We start from the raw sequence: 18,632 nt of genomic DNA, 5'->3' as shown, positions 1-18,632 counted from the left end.
CGGATCATAGTAAATTACATCAGGAGGAGGAAGGGATATGGATCTGCGAAAGCTTCGATTGGACGAACCGGCGCACGGCACTTTCAGCGAGGAACGGGACGAGTATGAACGGGATTATGCCAGGTTAATACAATCTCCGGCCTTTCGCCGATTGCAGGGCAAATCGCAGGTGTTCGGAGCGGGCTCGGGCGATTACTATCGGACGCGGCTCACGCATTCTCTGGAAGTATCGCAAATTGCCCGTGAGACAGCTCGCCGAATGGGCAAGCAGTACCCTTTTCTGGCCCGTAAAGAACATCCGGGGCTGATGCTGGACCCGGCGGTAGTGGAATGCGCCTCGCTTGCGCATGATCTGGGGCATCCGCCGTTCGGCCACAAGGGCGAAGAAGTGCTGAATCAGCTGCTCAATGAAGAATACGGTCTGGAATATGAAGGAAATGCGCAAAATTTCCGTATCCTCATGTTTCTTGAAAAGCGGGCGGGCAGCGACAGCGGACTCGATTTAACCGCCGCCGTACTGCTGGCCATTAATAAATATCCTTTTCGTTTGGAAGACCCCGGTCGGCATAAGGGCGTATATTCGATGGAATGGGACGGGAGAATCGCCGAACTTCGGGACCGGTGGAAAATGCCCGAGGGCTGCTCGACTTTAGAGGCCCAGCTTATGGACTTGTCCGACGATATTGCGTATTCCACCCATGACATTGAGGATGGCATTCGTGCGGGGAAGATCCAGATGAATCGGACCTTCTTTGAGGATGACAGACTTGTGGAGCATCTCATTCAGGAGATCGTCAACGACCAAGGCAATCTGGAGGTCGGTTGGGAGCAGGTGGATATCGGTGCGATGGTCAGACGTGTGCTGGATACTTATCTGGAGCAGTGGGAAACGATTTATGCGGAATGCGGTAAGGAAGCTTCCAGAACCCGCAGAGAGATAAAAGCCCGCTGGGTCAGCACGTTTGCGGGCCGCGTCGGCATTATTGATGATCCTAAGAAGGGCTGGAAGCGGGTCACGTTCGTACGGGACGGACAGCAGGATCTGGAGCTGCTGCGGACGATGGAGATCTTGAAGAAGCTGGCCTGGGTTACATTGATTAAGGATTTTCGCGTACAGCGGCTGCAGAAGCGCAGCGAGATCATGATCCGGCGCCTGTGGGACAGCTTTAAGGTACCCGATCACGGTCGGCTCATCATCCCGGCCGATTGGGTGGCCAGTTACGAGCAGCATAAGGCTCAGTGGTCTTGGCCGCGTTTTGTGGCCGACTACATCTCCGGGATGACGGATGCTTACGCCGAGAAGGTGTATGCCGAGCTGTTCGCCAGCAAATCCGGTTCGATATACGAGATGGACTGATTCGTCGGTCTGCCATAGGGCCTCCAAGGCATATAATGGATCGAGCGATCTAATCGCGAGACAGGGCCAAAGGGGGAACGGGCGTGATTATCATAGCAGGGGGGAGCGTCCCCGTCGACTTGTATGGAATGACTCCACTGGAGCGGGAGATCGCGGAGCAAAAGATTAGGAGCGGGACGCCGTTCCATTACGAATCCATGAAATCGCTGCGCTTCGAGCTTAAGCTGAGAGAGGCCATCGTTGATTCTTCCGTCGCTATGCAGAGGAGCGGTGCCGTTTTCAGATCGTTCAAAAAATCATTTTGCAATGAAGCGTATTGGATTCGTACCGAGAACGGAGCATTTCAGCAAAGACCGTTTGTGAGGCCTGCTGATGCGATAAGGGATATTTATGTAAACGGTCATTTGTACGGTTTTGAGTGCGCAACGGCGGTAATCATCGTTTTATATAAAGCAGTGCTTGAAACGATCGGTACCGCTGCTTTCGATCGGCTGTTTGCCAATTTATATTTGTACTCTTGGCATCATGACAGTGATCTCCGGCTGATTACGGTGTATGGAAAACGGCTGGCATTTCCGGGGGATATCGTGTATTTCAAAAACCCTGATGTGGATCCGGAAATGATCCATTGGCAGGGGGAGAACGCCGTTAAGCTAAACGGCGACCTCTATTTTGGCCACGGAATCGGTATTATGAATGCGGAGGGAATCATCTCCAGATTGAATCGGTATCGGAAGCCGGGAAGCACAGTGTCGGCCTACTTGCTGGATGAGGCGACATACCCGAATTTTTTCTATTTGCAGCAAGCGGCGTCCTTCCGGGATTTCACGGAGGAGATATCGATGGTGTCGTCAATAGACGATACGGAATGCATTATCGCACGTATCGGTTGCCGAACAGGGATTTATGCCGTCTGATTCTTTCCGGTTGCGAAGAGGTTGTGCGGGCAATGAAAAAAGGAGCGCACCCAGAAGGATGCGGCCTTTTTTGTTGCCTGGGACGTCGGTTCTCGCGCCGCGGTTTCGCAGACTGTCAATAAATAGCAAACCCATGGAACATCCCGAACATGGTTTACCTCCCTCTATTTTCGGGTAATGATAACGTTATGGGGTTCATCTGGGCAAAGAGAGGCGATGAAGGACTGTGCGCTATTCAGGAACTAACCGCTTCAGGGTGTTCGTCCTTGCGGTATGGTGCGTCATGCTGCTCTTGACGATAACAGGCTGTATATCCTCCAACCAGCAGAGCGAGCCGTCTGCCGAGAAGGAGCGTGAGACAGAGCGGCCGACCAAGGATCCGGTTCAAGAACGAATTGAACGGATGACGCAGGATGAGAAGATCGGACAGATGATGATTGTCGGACTGGACGGCTCCGAGATAAGCGAGACAGCCAAAGCGATGATCGGTACGTACCATGTGGGCGGATTTATTTTTTATAAGGACAATATAAAGGACAGCAGGCAACTGATAGAGCTGACCAATTCGTTAAAAGCAGCCAATGCGGCAACGGGTGCACCGCCGCTCTGGCTCAGTGTAGATGAGGAGGGCGGTCGTGTAACCAGGATGCCGCCGGAGCTTGTGAAAGTGCCCGCGGCGGAAAAGATCGGGAAAGCAGACAACCCGGAGCTGGCACAAAACATTGGACAAACGCTCGGTAAGGGGTTGACCGCGCTCGGAATGAATATGAATTTCGCACCGGTGCTCGACGTAAACAGCAACCCGAACAACCCGGTGATCGGGGACAGGTCTTATGACTCCAGGCCCGAACGTGTCGCTGCGATAGGGATTCAGGTGATGAAGGGCTTGCAGAAAAGTCAGGTGATCCCGGTTGTAAAGCATTTTCCGGGCCACGGGGATACAACGGTAGATTCACATATCGGCTTGCCGGTGGTGAATCATGACATGGACCGGCTGAGAGCGCTCGAGCTGAAGCCTTTTGCCGAGGCGGTTCACAGCGGTGCCGAGGCAGTCATGGTAGGGCATATGTTACTGCCAAAGCTGGACAAAGAGGCACCGGCTTCCTTGTCCAGGCCAGTGGTTACGGATTTGCTGCGCAAGGAGCTCGGATTCACAGGAGTAGTGATCACCGATGATCTTACGATGGGCGCGATTATTAAACAATACAATATCGGCCAGGCGGCCGTACGGTCTGTTGACGCAGGAAGCGACGTGCTGCTCGTAGGCCACGGTTTTGACGAGGCCAAGCATGTATATGATGCCGTACAGCAGGCGGTTCGTGATGGTATACTGACAATGGAACAGATTGACCAAAGCGTCGCCCGTATTCTCCGCTTGAAGGAAAAGTACCGGCTGAGCGATGAACAGGCCCCGTTTCCTGACCTGACTCGAATAAATGACGATATGCAAAACGCGGTTAAAGCTATAGCCCCATAGAGGGCGGCCGCCGCTTGCCATTTTTAAGAAAGTTTTAAGCTCAACATAAGGGATTTCCAATCACTTTTGTTTATTATTAGATCTAAATAGACAGAGAAAAAACCAATCCTCATATGGGGGGCTTTACCATGGCGGTAAATAACAAATGGAATACGGGAGCCCGGGCTTTGGTGCTTTCGGGAGATCTGGGGGACGGCCATCGTCAAGCCGCACGCGCTTTGGCGGAAGCATGCAGTGCGGGAACTGTACCTTGGGTGGAGGCGGAAACGGTCGATTTTTTGCGGCGGATTCATCCCAACCTTCATCCGTTTGTAAGATACGGCTTTCTCAAAGGAGTGGAGAAGGCGCCGGGCGTATACGGATATTTATATAAGAAAACGAGAGCGAGCCAAAGCCTGTCGCTGCCTTTTCGATGCCTTCTGGGGATGGGGCTGCAGCGGCTGGCCGCATTGGTGAACGAAAAGCAGCCGGATGTCATTATATGTACTTTTCCCTTGGCTGCAGCGGCCGTATCGCTGTTGAAGTCGAGAACCGGACTACGGACGCCGCTGGTTACGGTGATCACGGACCATACCGATCACAGCCTGTGGCTGAATCCGCACACGGACCTGTATTTGGTCGGTTCAGAGTCGGTATCCGCAGCCTTGCGGCAGCGGGGCATCCCGGCAACCAGCTTGTGTGTGACCGGCATTCCGGTGCGTTCGTGTTTTTCCGAGGCTTCAGAATCAGACCGGGAGGCTTTGAAGCGGAGATTAGGGTTAAACCCGGAGCTTCCGCTGGTCATGGTTATGGGCGGCGGCTGCGGCTTGCTTAGTGAGGAGACCAGAGCATTGATTCGTTCGTCCGTTTTGCGGCGGCACGTACAGCTTACCCTTATCTGCGGCAGTAATGATGCGGCCCGTTTTCGGCTGGAAAAGGAGCTGGACAAGAATCCGACGCCGAACATCCGGATTACCGGTTTTGTCGATAATATTCATGAGTGGATGGCAGCGGCCGACTTGCTGGTAACCAAGCCCGGGGGCTTAACGACATCGGAAGCGGCTACCGCGGGATTGCCGATGCTGTTGTACAAGCCCATTCCCGGACAAGAGGAGGACAATGCGTCCGTTCTGGAGAAGGCGGGGATCGCCGTTATCGCTTCAAAGGAACGGAAGCTCCGGGATCAGCTTCTGGAGCTGGTGGAAAACCGCGCAGCTTTATCGGCCATGAGAGCCAAGGCCAGGCAGTTTCGAAGCAACCGGCCGGCGGAACAGGCATGGGATGCGATCATGAAGCTCCAGCCCGCAGATCAGCTGAACAGAGAAACTCGGCAGACGCTTGCTGTCAGGGAGGCGCAAGCCGGCACATAACACAAACAACGCCCCTGTTTCAGGGGCGTTAAATTATGTTTAATGCGTGTGGATTATTCATTTGTCGTTCCTGTGACGGGGCTAAGCGGGTAGAATGTAACACCCTTGCATGAAGGGCATATACAGCTGTAACAGTCGGCCATTTCTTCCAGCGTCTCTCCGCAAGTATCGCAGCATTTCAAAGGCAAACTTTCATAAAACTCGGTTGAACGCATCAGCATGCGAATCATTCCCTTCGTTCATGATACCTCTACTATACTGCAAAAGAACTTGAATTGTAAGCGCTTTTTTAGCGTTCACAAATTCTTCATTATCAACTTCATTGAATAACCGGGCAAAAGGGCATCGAATTTGAAATTCCGAGGCGGCCGTTTCGAGGCATTTTTTCAACATTTATTTCAGAACCGAATGCTCCGCATCTTGAGCGGAAAAAATAAACTCGGACGGGCAGGGCTTCAATGCATATGCTTTACAAAAGTAAGTAAGCCGCTGTAATATATACAATATAAAAAATAGCAGGAGTGGAGAATCATGAGTCAACTGGAACAAAAACAGGATGCGCTGCAAGTGATGTTTTCCCGTCATTCCGTTCGTAAATATGAAAGAGGCTTCGTCATTCCGGAGGCTGAGCTGAATGAAATTTTTCAGGCGGCAGCGAGCGCTCCGTCCTCTTGGAACTTGCAGCATTGGCGTTTTCTTGTGATTAGCGAGCAAGCGAATAAAGACCGATTGCTTCCGATCGCCTTCGGGCAGCAGCAAGTTTCGGACGCTTCTGTTGTCGTCATAGTGCTTGGGGATCTCCAGGCTAATCTGGCTGCTCCTGTCGTATATGAGAAGGCTTCTCAGGACATTCGTGAGATGATGGTGAAGCAAATTGAAGGGGCTTATGCCAATAATCCGGTTGTCGCACGGGATGAAGCGATCCGCAACGCTTCACTGGCTGCCATGCAGCTGATGCTGGCCGCCAAAGCCAAAGGTTATGACAGTGTACCCATGGGTGGGTACAACCAGGCGGCTCTGATTCAGGAGTTTAACATTCCGGAGCGTTATGTGCCCGTGATGATGATTCCGATCGGTAAAGCCGCCAGCCCGGCGCGTCCTACAGAGCGACTGCCGCTCGATAGTTTGGTTATCCGGGAAAGCTTCTAAGCAATCCGTTCCATCTACTTAAGGCTCCCGCTTTCCAGGCAAGCTGCCGCGGAGGCGGGGCTTATTCTTTTTATGGACTGTACCAGCATTCATACTGTTCCCTAAGGTTGGCGCGAGTGACCTTCTTACGGTGCAGGGTCAAGCTGGGAGCTTGATGGTTCAGTTCTGCAATCTGTTTGTTCGTGTCAGCAAGCAGAGCATCAATCTCAGGATCGCCGGGGCTTTTCTTTATCAGCTCCATTGCGGCTTCCATATTAGCGCGAATTTCCTTGAGCAGCACAAGCCAAGGAGGCTGAACGTTAGCTTGCCGCAAGATCGACGACAGAATATCTCCCGTAGGGACCTCAAGCGGCTTGCCTATTCCCGGCAAACGCTCAAGACCTCCGCTGCGGACGAATTCCTCGTAAGCATCATCCACTCTCCGCTGTATTTCCGCTTGCGCGACGGCAATCACATCCCGGTCCTCCAAAGTTTCTTTAGGCAAGGGAATGATCGGCCGTTCATGATCCTCCCTGTTCCTGTTAGAAACGTTATGGTTTTCAGGCTGTTTTTTGTACAACTGCCAACACCCCTTCTGCAGAATCCATCAGGTATCAGCGTAGCGGAAACAAAGATCAGGGTCAAGAGAGATTGGGGATAAGAGGCATTGGCCGTTTTCCGAAGCGCATGGATAATAAGCTCATGAAGGAAAAGCCGTAAAGCGTTCATGTCCATTGGTGAGAAGCGGCCCGGTTTGCTATAATTAAAAAAACTCGCTTATGCAAGCGATCGTTCCTAACAGGAGGTAGACACTATGCAATATTATCGAATAACCGATATTGAAGATCCTTATTTCCGCCAAATGCATCAACTGATGCAAAATGTGTTTCCGCCGGAAGAGGTTCTCGAATATGAGCTTTGGGCAGAACCGCTCCGCGACCCCGGTATCCGGGTATTTGTCGCCATTCAGGACGGAGAGGTTGTGGGCGCTACGGAGTACCGCTATTACAAGGATCTTCAAGTGGCCATGACGGATTTCACCATTATCGGCAAGGAAGGGCTTGGCGTCGGGCCTTTCTTGGCCAACCGCCGTATGGAGGATTTGCGTGCAGTGGTTTCGGAATCCGGAGGAACCCTTCTGGGGATGTTCGCCGAAATTTACAATCCTTATTTGTCCGACCGGCTGGAATTCGGAGGAGTCAAAGCCATGAATCCGTTCGTGCGCCGCGAAGTGCTTGCCCATCTCGGTTACCGGAAGCTGGATTTTGACTACATACACCCTTCCTGGCACAATGACGGTGAAGCCGTTCACGGACTCGACCTTTGTTTTATGCCGATCGCGGATGAAAAGATAGAGGCTGTACCGGCATCTCTGGTATCCAGTTTTCTGGAGAAATATTATGCCGTCCTGCCTCAAAAGCCGGATGCCTGGTACGAGATGGTGCAGCGGCTGAAGCAGCGTGAGACGGTTCGGCTGCTGCCGATTTAAATAAGATTAAACGTGAAATAGCGGACTCAGAGGCGAGTCCGCTATTTCATATGAGGCAGATTATTCTTCATCGTTCTTTAAGGCCAGTTCCAGTTCATCCAATGTTTTTTCCAGACCGTAGTTAAGAAGCAGTGTTTTGAAGCCCTTGTTCTGATGCTCCGCGAGCGCGTCCAATCGTTTTTTCAGATCCTTGCGGATATAGACGCGGTACTGTTCGTGGGTTTCATTACGTTCCTTTTTCTTCAGTGTGCCTTCCAGCACCTGAAGCAATGCGCTGCGGGTCCCCATTGGCGATTCCGCCGGTTTTGCAGCGGGAATGTCCTCCGTAATAACGACTGGTGAGGCGATTCCTGGCTCTTGCTCCGCTTCGCCGTCGTTAGCAACAGCCGATTTGGCGCGCTTGCGCAGCTTAGCGACGGATTCTTTCACCTCCAAGGCGGGCTTGGTCTCGCCCGCCTTGGGCGCTTCCGTTTCTGGAGCAGCCGTTTTGCGGCGGGATCGCTTTGTCGGGGAGAGTCCCTTCCGGTCTGAAGCGGGTATTTCCTGCATCATCACTGCCGTTTCCGTCGTAACCATGCCTTCGAGCTGCTTTTCTTGTGGCGGCATTTCAAATACCTCCTTGATCAACTCAGAATAGGCGGTGCATTTCTATATTGTAACACAGGTATGACGTATAAACATAGGGCAGGAGTAATCTATTATATAGCCTAAGATACGCGAGACTGATCAAACCAACCGATAAAGCCGAGACCATAAACGGAACCGACAGCCATGAGTACCGTCCACACCAGCAGACTGACCGTCATCCATGACATCACCCAGCGGCGCGAGGAGCCAAAAGAAAGCGCCAGTAAGGTGGCGATGTCGGTGCCGACAAGAGCCGGGGCCAGCAAGGCGAGGCCGGGAACCCCGTATTTTTCCCATATTTGTCTGGCGCGGCGGTACTTTTTCGGACTGCCGGCCAGATCCGACGAGGCGGCTTCGCCCGAGCCTTCTTCAATTGCAGTGCTTCCGCCGCCCGAAGCTTCTGCGGCCATTTGCCGCTTTAATGCTTTACGGGCTTTGACGCGCGCTCTCCATGCCGTAAACTCACGGAAAAACAAGGCCAGCAGCAAAAGCGGAATCCAGTTGCCGACAAACGCGACAATCGATACTCCGAACGGATTCAAGCCCCAGGCCACCCCAAGCGGCACGACTACAAATACATCAAGCCATGGTGCGGCGGCCATCAGAAACACGACGACATATTGCCACGCCGCTCCCCAATCGTTTTGCATCATATCCATCCTTAGTTAATCATCCTTTCTAATGCGGTTTACTCATTGTTTCTGTGCCATTTGCGCAGCTCCCGCCAATAAAGCATCGGTGTCATTGATGATCCCTCCCTTTCTGTTCGTTAACCATGTTATCCTCCAAATAAAACACTTCTTCCACGGGCATTCCAAAGGCGGCGGCAATTTTCAGCGCCAGCACGACAGACGGGGCGTAATCCCCCTTTTCGATCATACCGATCGTTTGACGGGTTGCCCCGACCTTGCGCCCCAGATCCTCCTGGGACCAATCGAAACGTGCCCGCAGCTCTTTGACTCTGGTTCGCAGCATAGCATTCTTCCTTTCGAGTCATCCCTCATATCATTGTTAATTTCACATTACATATTGTAATGTATACTTAACATTTTGACAAGTATATTTAACAATGTTTTGATATTGGAGTTTCCCTTGACTTCAATTTTCGGTATAGTGTCTGTAGGAAGAAATGGGAGAGCGAGGCGAGCAGGAAATGGATCGGCAGCCGCTGATATCCGTGATTATACCGACCTATAACCGGCCGGACTTTTTGTGCGAGCTGATGGAGTCGCTGTGGCGGCAGACATACCGGCAGCTGCAGATTATTATTGTCAATGACTGCGGAGAATCCGTTGATTTTGTAAAAGACCTGTATCCGGAGCTGGATATTACGGTTGTCCATTTGGAAAGCAATCAAAAGCATGTGCATGCGCGCAACAAAGGGCTCGAATTCGTACGCGGCGAGTATATTATGCTGTGCGACGACGACGACCTGCTGCTGCCGGGCCATGTGGAACGGATGCTCCAGGAGCTTGAAGACAGCGACTTGGTTTATTCCGATGTTGAAATTTTCGATTACGTGGTGGACGAAGCGGGTGTGCGCTGGCCGACGAACCGGTTTGTATTCGCCTATGAGTATGATGCCGCCGGGATGCGCCGGTTTTCGACCTTCTTTTCGTCCGGCTGTCTCTATCGGAAAACGCTGCAGGACCGTTTGGGCTTATTCGATCCGGAGATGTATCATTATTGGGATTGGGATTTTTATTTGCGGACGGCGGAGCATTATCGGGTCAAAAGGGTGCCGGTGGCCAGCGCGTTGTATGCTTTTGCACAAAGCGGCGGCAGCAATATGTCAGGGGATTTGGAGGATATGCGCCCGTTTTTGGACAAGCTGTCGGCCAAGCACGGACTGGGAGAACTGCCGACCAAAAACTTTTTTCTGCTGTTGGAGGAGCCGGAGATGAAGGCGCGAAAGGCAGCTACGGAAATACTGTGGGACGGGAAGCCGATCGTGTCCAGGCGGGCCGGCAGGCAAAAGGAGGCATAACTACTTATGCTGGGGATGAATGACAGACAGGAGCCTGTGTTTTCCGCCACAATGGAGGAAGCGCGGGAACTGCTGCGCAAGTACTATGGGTATCCCGATTTTCGCGAGGGTCAGAAAAAAGTGATTGCCAGCATCCTGAATGGAAACGATACGCTGGGCATCATGCCGACAGGTGGCGGAAAATCGATCTGCTATCAGATACCGGCGATGCTCATGAGCGGAACGACGATCGTTATATCGCCGCTGATCTCTTTGATGAAGGATCAGGTGGACGGTCTGGACAGCATTGGCGTACCGGCGGCGTACATCAACAGCTCGCTTTCTTATGCGCAGGTGGAGCTTCGCATACGTAAAGCCGAGCGGGGGGAATACAAGCTGCTCTACGTAGCGCCGGAGCGCCTGGAGTCGGAACGGTTTCTTGAGCTGCTGTCGAACTTGGTGGTGCCGATGGTGGCTGTCGATGAAGCGCACTGCGTATCGCAGTGGGGACACGATTTCCGGCCGAGCTACATGCGGATTAACCAGCTTGTGGCGCACTTGCCCGAGAGGCCGCTGCTTGGGGCTTTCACGGCGACGGCGACCGACCAGGTTCGCGAGGATATCGTCCGGCACTTGAAGCTGCGGGAGCCGCAAGTGTTCGTCACCGGGTTTGCGCGGGAAAACTTGTCGTTCTCTGTCGTAAAGGGCGAGAACAAGCGGGATGTGCTGATGAGATATATCCGCGAACACGCCGAGGAAGCGGGCATTGTCTACGCAGCTACGCGCAAGGAGGTTGACCAGCTGTGTGAATTTTTGCGCCGTCAGGGCGTGGCGGCAGGCAGATATCATGCCGGTATGACGGACAAGGAGCGGGCGGAAGCCCAGGAGCAGTTCCTTTACGACGAGGTGCGTGTGATGGTGGCCAGCAACGCATTCGGTATGGGTATAGACAAATCGAATGTGCGCTACGTCATCCACTTCAACATGCCGAAAAACATGGAGGCTTATTATCAGGAAGCCGGTCGGGCGGGCCGTGACGGCGAGCCGAGCGATTGTCTGCTGCTGTTCAGCCCTCAGGATATTCATATCCAGAAGTTTTTGATCGAGCAATCTGTCGGCGATCCCGAGCGGCAGTCCCAGGAATATCGCAAACTTCAGCAGATGGCGGACTACTGCCATACCCCGCAATGTTTGCAGCGGTACATCGTTCGCTATTTCGGCGGCGACACGGCGGAGGATTGCGGGCAATGCAGCAACTGCGTCAGCCCGGATCTGGAGCTGACCGATATTACGCTGGAGGCGCAGCAAATTTTTTCCTGTGTGCGGCGCATGCGTGAACGGTTCGGCATGACGCTGGTCGCGTCGGTGCTGAAGGGATCGAGGAACAAGAAGGTGCTGGAGCTTGGATTCGATAGCCTGAGCACGTATGGCTTGATGAAAAGCCGGACGGAGAAGGATATCATTGATCTGATCCAGCTGCTGATCGCAGAAGGCTACCTGCAGCTGACCGAGGGCAAGTATCCGGTGCTGAAGCTGACGGCGAAAGCGTCTGGCGTACTTGCGGGGGCGGACCGGGTTGTGCAGCGGGTGAGGAAAAAATCTGCGGCGCCGGCGGTCAAGGACGTGGAGACGGAGCTGTTCGACGAATTGCGGCAGCTGCGTATGGAGATTGCAAAGCGGGAAGGGATTCCGCCTTATATTGTGTTCCCGGACAGCACGCTGCGCGAAATGTGCGGGGTGAAGCCTACCAACCCGGCGGCGATGCTGAAGATCAAGGGTGTCGGGGAAGCGAAATTTTTCAAATACGGAGCTTATTTTATCGAATTTTTCAAGCGGCGGCAGGAGCAGCCGCAGTGAGAAGGTATGATGGGATGAGTTTGGACGGGAGAAAGGAGGCGCAGCAGCGTGGCGAAATCGAAGTTTTATGTGGTTTGGGAAGGGCGCCGGCCCGGCATATACAAGACGTGGGCCGAATGCCAGGCACAAACGAACGGATATCCGCAGGCAAAGTTTAAAGCTTATGAAAGCGAGTCGGATGCAAAAAAGGCGTTTGAGGCCGGATGGAAAAAAGCGTTTGGCGCTGCAGCCCGGGCTCAAGCGAACGGGGCGGCCAAGAGCGGGGCGGCCAAGAGCGCCGATGGACAAGCGGCGGCGGGAGAGCTGCCGACCGAGATCGAACTGGACAGCCTTTCCGTGGACGTTGGCTGCAGCGGCAATCCCGGTATTGTCGAATACAAAGGCGTTTATACGCGGACAGGCGAAGTGCTGTTCCAGCATCCGCCGATCTCTAAGGGGACGAATAACATGGGGGAATTCCTTGCGATCGTGCACGGACTGGCTTACCTCAAGAAACAAGGAAGCGCCATGACCATCTACAGCGATTCGATGACCGCCATCAGCTGGGTGCGGAAGAAAGCCGTCGCCTCTACATTGGTGCGGGACGCATCCACCAAGGAAATCTGGACGCTGGTCGATCGTGCGGAAGCGTGGCTGAAGCACAACAGCTACCCGAATAAAATCGTAAAGTGGAACACGAAGGCGTGGGGCGAGATCAAAGCCGATTACGGGAGAAAATGAGTACCTGAAACTGCCAAGAGCGCCTGCTCCTGCAAAAGGAATGGGCGCTCTTGTTTTCGTGCTATTTATCTTGCCGATCAATGTGCAAGCGCGGTTTTCTTTTATACGTCGTATCCTTGTACACTTCTTCCTCCTGGCTTTCGAGCGGCAGGCTCACCAGTTCCCATTCCGTTTGCCCCATGGCCGGATCATACGGAAATTCGTCCCCGCGTTTAAGCGTCTCTTCGCGTCCCCATTCATTTTCGTAAATCCCGTCGGTTTCGACTTCCTCGCTGGATACCGGATTCATCCTCTTGTCTTCTGCCATGTTTGCCAAAATCCTCCCTTGTGTTCGTTTCGCACCTTAGTATGCCCGCAGAATCCCGTTATCATGAAAATTTTCCATTGCCGTTCAACCAAAATATGGTATGGTAAAGAAGTATGCTTCATGATGAACAGCGACCGGATTTCATTTTGCGGGAGGTGGGCGCATTGTCCTTTGCCAGCAGACTTTCTTGGTTTTTCCGCGAACGCTGGAGCAGGTATGCTCTGGCTATCATGATCATGACTGCGGTAAATGTGCTGAACATGATTCCGCCCCGCATGATTGGCGGTATTATCGACCAAATTCGGACGGGGACCCTGACGGGTGCGGAGCTGCGGCAAGGCGTGCTCCTGCTGGTCGGCCTGGCTTTGCTAATTTATCTCATGATTTACTTGTGGATTACAACCCTGTTCGGCAATTCGATACTTCTTGAGAAACGGCTGCGCACCCGGTTGATTCAGCATTTAACGCGGATGTCGCCCTCCTTTTTCCATAGAAACAGCACGGGCGAACTGATGGCGCTGGCCACCAATGATATCCCGGCAATCGGTCAGACGGCGGGGTACGGTGTCATGACACTGGTCAACACGATTGCCGGCACGACCGTAGTGATTGTAACCATGGTTTCGTTCATCAGTTGGAAGCTCATGCTGGCGGCGCTCATTCCGCTGCCGCTGCTGACGCTTGTCATCAGTATCCTTGGCAGGCAGACGCGCAGGCGCTTTGCCAGCGCGCAGACCGCTTTCGGACGCATGAACGACCAGGCGCTCGAATCGATCTCAGGCATGCGCGTCATACGTTCCTATGTGCAGGAGCAGTATGATTTGCGTGCGTTTGACCGGATCACCAGCGACGTGATGGAGAAAAATATGCGTGTTGCGGTAATTCACGCGATGTTCCATCCGACCGTCACGCTGATTGTCGGCATGAGCTATGTCATTGGCATCGGGTATGGGGCTTATTTGGTGTTCCATAATGAAATTACCTTGGGACAGCTGGTGTCCTTCAATATATACCTGGGGATGCTCATCTGGCCGATGATTGCGTTTGGCGAATTCATTAATGTTCTGCAGCGCGGTACCGCATCGGTTGACCGGTTGAGCCGGACCTTTGAACAGCAGCCGGATGTTCGGAATCCGGTTCATCCCAAGCCGCTGGAGAGTCCGGAGTCGATTGAGTTTTGCCGGCTTACGTTTCGTTATCCCGGCGCTGCGTATGACAGCCTCACCGCTGTATCTTTAAGGGTGGACCGCGGGCAGACGCTGGGTATTGTCGGTCGGACCGGCAGCGGCAAAAGCACGCTTTTAAAGCAGCTGCTCCGCTTTTACCCGGCGCCTCCGGGCAGTATTCGGATTTCCGGGATCCCCTTGGAGGAACTGGCCATGGAGCGCGTGCGCGAATGGATCGGCTATGTGCCGCAGGAGCATCTTCTGCTTTCCAAATCCGTCAGGGATAATATTGCTCTGGGACGCCCCTATGCTTCTGAGGGGGATATTCGTCGGGTGATTGAACTGGCTTCATTCACGAAGGATGCGGAGCTGCTGCCGCACGGGCTTCAGACCATCGTGGGAGAAAACGGGGTTATGCTATCCGGAGGCCAGAAGCAGCGTGTTAGCATCGCAAGGGCCCTTCTTGCCGATCCGGATATCCTGATCTTGGACGATGCGTTGTCGGCTGTGGATGCTCGGACGGAAAGCGCCATTCTTCAAGCGATTCGGAGGGAGCGTACCGGAAAAACGACATGGATTGCTGCGCATCGCCTTTCTACGGTCATGCATGCGGATCGGATCATTGTGCTGGAGGACGGACGCATTGCCGAAGAAGGAACGCATGAACAGTTGATGAAACAGGGCGGATGGTACAGGAATCAATTTGAACGGCAGCAGCTGGAGGCCAAGCTGCTCGATTCATCAAATTAGCGTCTGACAGGCGAACAGGAAGGAAGTGCGCGGGCTTATATGGATGAGAGGGAACAAACACCCGTGTTTCGCAGGCTGTTCGGTTATGCGATGCTGTTCAAATACCGCATTGCCGCGGCTCTGCTCGTACTTTGCTGCGCAGTAGGCGCGGAGCTTGCCGGACCTTTTATAGCGAAAACCATCATCGACCGTCATATTGGCAGCATCCAGCTTCCTTGGTATGAGAAGGTTTCGGAAGCTCCGCTCGGGAGCACGATGGCGCAGGTCGAGTTGGACGGCCGCATCTATGTTCGCGAAGACTGGGTGAAAAGTGAACATCTGGAACACGGGATGTGGAGGGAAGCAATAATTCTACAGCTTGAGCGCGGGCTATATCTGGTTCGTAACGTGCCGGGCGGCGAAGGAACCTGGACGCTGGAGACGGATGGCGACGGTCCGGCGGGAGCGCAGGTCAGATGGACCGGGGCCGGCGGCGAATCCGAGCGGTTTCCCGCGCGCAAGCTCACTGCTGCGGAGGCCGGCAGCTTTTATCAGCATGACATCGTGCCGGTGATTCGCTGGCTGCTGTTGTTTGTCTGCCTTCTTGCCCTGGGAAGCGTGCTGCATTACATCCAGGGGTACACTTTGCAAGCCACTGCACTACGGATTATTCAACGGATGCGAATGGATCTGATGCGGCATATTCAACGGATTCCGATCCGCTATTTCGACAACACGCCCATCGGTCAGGTCGTATCCCGGATAGCTAACGATACGGAAGCGATCCGCGATTTGTTTATGAGCTTTATGGCTACGTTTGTGGTCAGCATGATCAACATTATCGGGATTTATATTGCTTTATTTTTACTTGATATAAGGTTGGCCCTGGTTACGCTTTTGTTTATTCCGTTATTTACAATCGTGATGCTGGTTCATCTAAAATATTCCAAAAAGTACATCTCCATTATGAGGGCCAGACTCAGTGACATGAATGCGATGATCAGTGAATCGATCGCCGTTATGCCGATTCTGCAGGCCTTTCGGCAGGAAGCAAGGCGCCTTGATGAATTCGATGCGCTCAATGAAGACCGGTATCGCAGCAACATCAGGCAAAACCGCGTATTTTCCCTGTCCTCACGGAACTTCACCGGGCTTGTCGGCGCGTTATTTACCGCAGGGGTGCTTTGGTATTTCGGCGGGCAGTCGCTTCACTCTTCGATTTCCTTCGGTGTGTTTTATGCCTTTATTGACTATACGGGCCGTTTCTTCCAGCCGATTATCGGAATTTTCGATCAGCTGCTGAATGCGCAGAGAGCCGTCGTGTCGGCAGAAAAGGTATTCGCATTGATGGATATGGAAGGGACGGAGGTGGAGGAGACAGAGAAGGTTCCCAGACCGCAAGGGCATGTGGCGTTTGACCGTGTTTCTTTTGCTTATCAGGAGGCAGAGCCCGTCCTGCGGGGAATCTCCTTTGAAGCGAAAAAAGGGGAGACCGTAGCATTGGTCGGACATACCGGCTCCGGCAAAAGTTCGATCATGAATTTGCTGCTCGGCTTTTACGAGCCAACCTCGGGGGAAATTCGTATCGACGGCATCAACATCCGATCCATGTCCAAGCAGGCACTGCGCAAGCATATGGGGATTGTGCTGCAGGACCCTTTCCTGTTCGAGGGTGATATCAAATTTAATGTAAGTTTGTATAATGAGGCCATTGGCCCTGAACAGGTACGCAAGGCGCTGGCCGACGTCGGCGCGTCGGGTTTTGTAGAGCAGCTGCCAGGAGGGTACGACGAGCCGGTAGTGGAGCGGGGGAGCACGTTGTCTTCCGGGCAGCGGCAGTTGATTTCTTTTGCACGGGCATTGGCATTCGATCCGGCGATTCTTATCCTGGATGAAGCGACGGCAAACATCGACAGCGAAACGGAAGGCTTGATCCAGGAGGCGCTGAGAATCGTCAGCGCGGGCCGGACCACCTTTATTATCGCGCACCGGCTCTCTACGATTCGCGATGCGGATCAAATTCTGGTACTGCAACGCGGTGAAATCGTCGAGCGCGGCACGCATGAGCAGTTAATGCAGCTGGAGGGTCGTTATTATCGTATGTATCAGCTACAATCCGGCGGACTGGCGCCGCCCACCACAGCGTAGAGGATCGGCGCCTTCCGCAAAATCGGATGACCCGCCTCGCGAGTCGTTGAACGGCTGCAGGCAGAGTTGGGAGACGGGGGCTAGCTTTCGCCGGAACGCCTTATCATGCTTGCATCAGGAAAGAAAGAGACGTTCCGGCATGATCCCCCGCAGTTATGAATGATTTCGGCGAGCCATTTGCTGCCATACGGACCCTTCCGCCGCCTGGCCGCCTTCGATGCGCTCCAGCGCCATGCGTACCTGCATCCGGACTTCAAACTCCGGATCATCCTGGGCCTCGCGCAGCGCTGGAAGGGCTTGTTCGTCGCCAACCTCGTACAGGAAGCGGGCGGCGCGCCAACGGACCAGCTTGTTGGGATCCTGCAGTGCCTCAATCATCGCTTCTTGAGCAGCGGGGTCTCCCAAGTCGGACAGGGTATCGCCTGCTGTTCGGCGTACGGATGAGGAGACGTCGCGTAAAGCGCGATACAGATAAGGAAGTACCTTTGGATCTTTCAGATCGCCCAGATAGACCGCGGCCAAGCGTCGGACATTGGCTTGCTCATCCTCCAGCGCCTTCAGCAGCAGCGGAAGCGTGGAGTCGGAAGGTTTGATCTGCTGCAAGGCAGCGTAACGCTGTTTCCAATCGGGTGCATTCAACTGCCGCTCCGTTTCTTCATAGCTCAGTGTTTTCCGGCCGGTTTTGGCCAGCTCTCGTGCTTCACCTTGGGCCGGTCCTTCCTGCGCTTGAGCGATTAACTGTTCCAGCTGCTCGTCGCTGTAAGCGGCATCCAGTTCCTGAACGACATCATTCAATACCTCCTGTAGCTCGCCGTAGCGGGTATCCCAGTCGTCGAGCGACCGTTCCTTAATCAGGTTGGGCGAGGCCGCCGCGGCACGAATGGCAGCGTCACTGAAACGCTGCGGAAGAGCATCGCGTCGTTCTTCCAGGCCGTTGGTCACCCTCACTTGAAGCGGGATGCCGCGAAAGTGCTGCAGCCGCACCTTCACTTCGCCGAAAGCGGCCTCCTCCGCATCATTAGCAGGGATACGTTCGCCAGGCTGGTTTGCGCCCGACGGTGCGCTTACGGGGGATATACCGGAATCGGCCTCGCCCAAGATCGCCCGTGCCTCAGCCAATATGCTCGGCCAATCCCCTTTGGGAGTCCGGTCCAAAGCGATAAAATCCGCTGCCCGGTATAATGACTTCACTCCTTCTATGGCAAGCAGCTGCCGCAGCTTCGGAGCCTGGGCTTCTGCCGCTTTATCCCGGGTAAACGTCTGGCGCACCCCGTCGGGGAGCTTTTCTGTTACGTTAATTTTCATCGTGTTCGGACTGGGTGTAGGTTCGATGGATATAATGTTCATGAACGCTTCCTCCTGTCTATTCTCGTTTGGACTAGCAAAAAGGACCGT

At 53.7% G+C, this 18,632-nt stretch carries 18 protein-coding genes; 11 read left to right on the top strand and 7 right to left on the bottom strand.

What is annotated here, in order from left to right; genetic code table 11:
* The first annotated feature begins 37 nt into the window (after positions 1 to 37).
* The 4 genes from BLT35_RS09510 (at position 38) to BLT35_RS09495 (ending at position 5,100) form a co-directional block, all read left to right on the top strand.
* Complete coding sequence (locus BLT35_RS09510) at positions 38 to 1,357, top strand: deoxyguanosinetriphosphate triphosphohydrolase family protein (RefSeq protein WP_062409989.1); 1,320 nt, start codon at positions 38 to 40, stop codon at positions 1,355 to 1,357.
* Positions 1,358 to 1,440: 83 nt separating this feature from the next.
* Positions 1,441 to 2,274, top strand: a complete 834-nt coding sequence (locus BLT35_RS09505; RefSeq protein WP_062409988.1) for a protein-glutamine gamma-glutamyltransferase — start codon at positions 1,441 to 1,443, stop codon at positions 2,272 to 2,274.
* Positions 2,275 to 2,500: 226 nt separating this feature from the next.
* A complete protein-coding gene (gene nagZ, locus BLT35_RS09500; protein WP_235594174.1) occupies positions 2,501 to 3,751 on the top strand; it encodes a beta-N-acetylhexosaminidase in 1,251 nt (416 codons plus the stop codon).
* 128 nt (positions 3,752 to 3,879) lie between these two features.
* Positions 3,880 to 5,100: an MGDG synthase family glycosyltransferase gene (locus tag BLT35_RS09495; RefSeq protein WP_062409987.1), complete on the top strand. Its 1,221-nt coding sequence runs from the start codon at positions 3,880 to 3,882 to the stop codon at positions 5,098 to 5,100.
* A 53-nt stretch (positions 5,101 to 5,153) separates the two neighbouring features.
* On the opposite strand, the gene yhfH is transcribed toward BLT35_RS09495, so the two are convergent.
* Complete coding sequence (yhfH, locus tag BLT35_RS09490) at positions 5,154 to 5,315, bottom strand: protein YhfH (RefSeq protein WP_235594366.1); 162 nt, start codon at positions 5,313 to 5,315, stop codon at positions 5,154 to 5,156.
* Between the two features lie 316 nt (positions 5,316 to 5,631).
* Here yhfH and BLT35_RS09485 point away from each other — a divergent pair, with 316 nt between their 5' ends.
* On the top strand, positions 5,632 to 6,249 hold the full coding sequence (locus BLT35_RS09485) for a nitroreductase family protein (protein WP_062409985.1): 618 nt from the start codon (positions 5,632 to 5,634) through the stop codon (positions 6,247 to 6,249).
* A 70-nt stretch (positions 6,250 to 6,319) separates the two neighbouring features.
* Here the strand turns inward: BLT35_RS09485 and BLT35_RS09480 are convergent, their stop codons facing one another.
* A complete protein-coding gene (locus tag BLT35_RS09480; protein ID WP_074727668.1) occupies positions 6,320 to 6,808 on the bottom strand; it encodes a DnaJ family domain-containing protein in 489 nt (162 codons plus the stop codon).
* A gap of 234 nt (positions 6,809 to 7,042) precedes the next feature.
* Here BLT35_RS09480 and BLT35_RS09475 point away from each other — a divergent pair, with 234 nt between their 5' ends.
* Positions 7,043 to 7,717 carry a hypothetical protein gene (locus BLT35_RS09475; protein ID WP_062409983.1) on the top strand — a complete coding sequence of 225 codons (675 nt, stop codon included), beginning with the start codon at positions 7,043 to 7,045 and terminating at the stop codon, positions 7,715 to 7,717.
* Positions 7,718 to 7,777: 60 nt separating this feature from the next.
* On the opposite strand, the gene BLT35_RS09470 is transcribed toward BLT35_RS09475, so the two are convergent.
* The 3 genes from BLT35_RS09470 to BLT35_RS09460 form a co-directional block, all read right to left on the bottom strand.
* The gene (locus BLT35_RS09470) at positions 7,778 to 8,323 is read right to left on the bottom strand and encodes a hypothetical protein (protein WP_062409982.1); all 546 of its coding nucleotides are present in this window, start codon (positions 8,321 to 8,323) and stop codon (positions 7,778 to 7,780) included.
* A 101-nt stretch (positions 8,324 to 8,424) separates the two neighbouring features.
* Positions 8,425 to 9,003, bottom strand: a complete 579-nt coding sequence (locus tag BLT35_RS09465; protein ID WP_062409981.1) for a small multi-drug export protein — start codon at positions 9,001 to 9,003, stop codon at positions 8,425 to 8,427.
* Between the two features lie 82 nt (positions 9,004 to 9,085).
* The gene (locus BLT35_RS09460; RefSeq protein WP_074727666.1) at positions 9,086 to 9,319 is read right to left on the bottom strand and encodes a helix-turn-helix transcriptional regulator; all 234 of its coding nucleotides are present in this window, start codon (positions 9,317 to 9,319) and stop codon (positions 9,086 to 9,088) included.
* 154 nt (positions 9,320 to 9,473) lie between these two features.
* Here BLT35_RS09460 and BLT35_RS09455 point away from each other — a divergent pair, with 154 nt between their 5' ends.
* From BLT35_RS09455 to rnhA, 3 genes are read left to right on the top strand one after another with little or no spacing between them, the layout of a single operon-like run.
* Positions 9,474 to 10,331, top strand: coding sequence for a glycosyltransferase family 2 protein (locus BLT35_RS09455; protein WP_074727664.1), 858 nt, complete (start codon positions 9,474 to 9,476; stop codon positions 10,329 to 10,331).
* Between the two features lie 6 nt (positions 10,332 to 10,337).
* Positions 10,338 to 12,167 (top strand): DNA helicase RecQ, encoded by a 1,830-nt coding sequence (gene recQ / locus BLT35_RS09450; protein ID WP_254777533.1) that lies wholly within the window; start codon positions 10,338 to 10,340, stop codon positions 12,165 to 12,167.
* A gap of 48 nt (positions 12,168 to 12,215) precedes the next feature.
* The gene (rnhA, locus tag BLT35_RS09445) at positions 12,216 to 12,887 is read left to right on the top strand and encodes a ribonuclease H (RefSeq protein WP_074727662.1); all 672 of its coding nucleotides are present in this window, start codon (positions 12,216 to 12,218) and stop codon (positions 12,885 to 12,887) included.
* Positions 12,888 to 12,948: 61 nt separating this feature from the next.
* Here rnhA and BLT35_RS09440 read toward each other — a convergent pair whose 3' ends face one another.
* On the bottom strand, positions 12,949 to 13,194 hold the full coding sequence (locus BLT35_RS09440; RefSeq protein WP_054820332.1) for a hypothetical protein: 246 nt from the start codon (positions 13,192 to 13,194) through the stop codon (positions 12,949 to 12,951).
* Between the two features lie 164 nt (positions 13,195 to 13,358).
* Here BLT35_RS09440 and BLT35_RS09435 point away from each other — a divergent pair, with 164 nt between their 5' ends.
* Positions 13,359 to 15,110, top strand: coding sequence for an ABC transporter ATP-binding protein (locus tag BLT35_RS09435; protein WP_074727751.1), 1,752 nt, complete (start codon positions 13,359 to 13,361; stop codon positions 15,108 to 15,110).
* 39 nt (positions 15,111 to 15,149) lie between these two features.
* Positions 15,150 to 17,237 carry an ABC transporter ATP-binding protein gene (locus BLT35_RS09430; protein WP_062409977.1) on the top strand — a complete coding sequence of 696 codons (2,088 nt, stop codon included), beginning with the start codon at positions 15,150 to 15,152 and terminating at the stop codon, positions 17,235 to 17,237.
* A gap of 153 nt (positions 17,238 to 17,390) precedes the next feature.
* On the opposite strand, the gene BLT35_RS09425 is transcribed toward BLT35_RS09430, so the two are convergent.
* Positions 17,391 to 18,584, bottom strand: a complete 1,194-nt coding sequence (locus tag BLT35_RS09425) for a conserved virulence factor C family protein (protein ID WP_062409976.1) — start codon at positions 18,582 to 18,584, stop codon at positions 17,391 to 17,393.
* Positions 18,585 to 18,632: the final 48 nt, after the last annotated feature.

This window comes from Paenibacillus naphthalenovorans, from assembly GCF_900099895.1.
Taxonomy (GTDB): Bacteria; Bacillota; Bacilli; order Paenibacillales; family NBRC-103111; genus Paenibacillus_G; species Paenibacillus_G naphthalenovorans.
The sequence above is the reverse complement of the archived record's forward strand: the minus strand, read 5'-3'. Positions and strand labels throughout refer to the sequence as shown.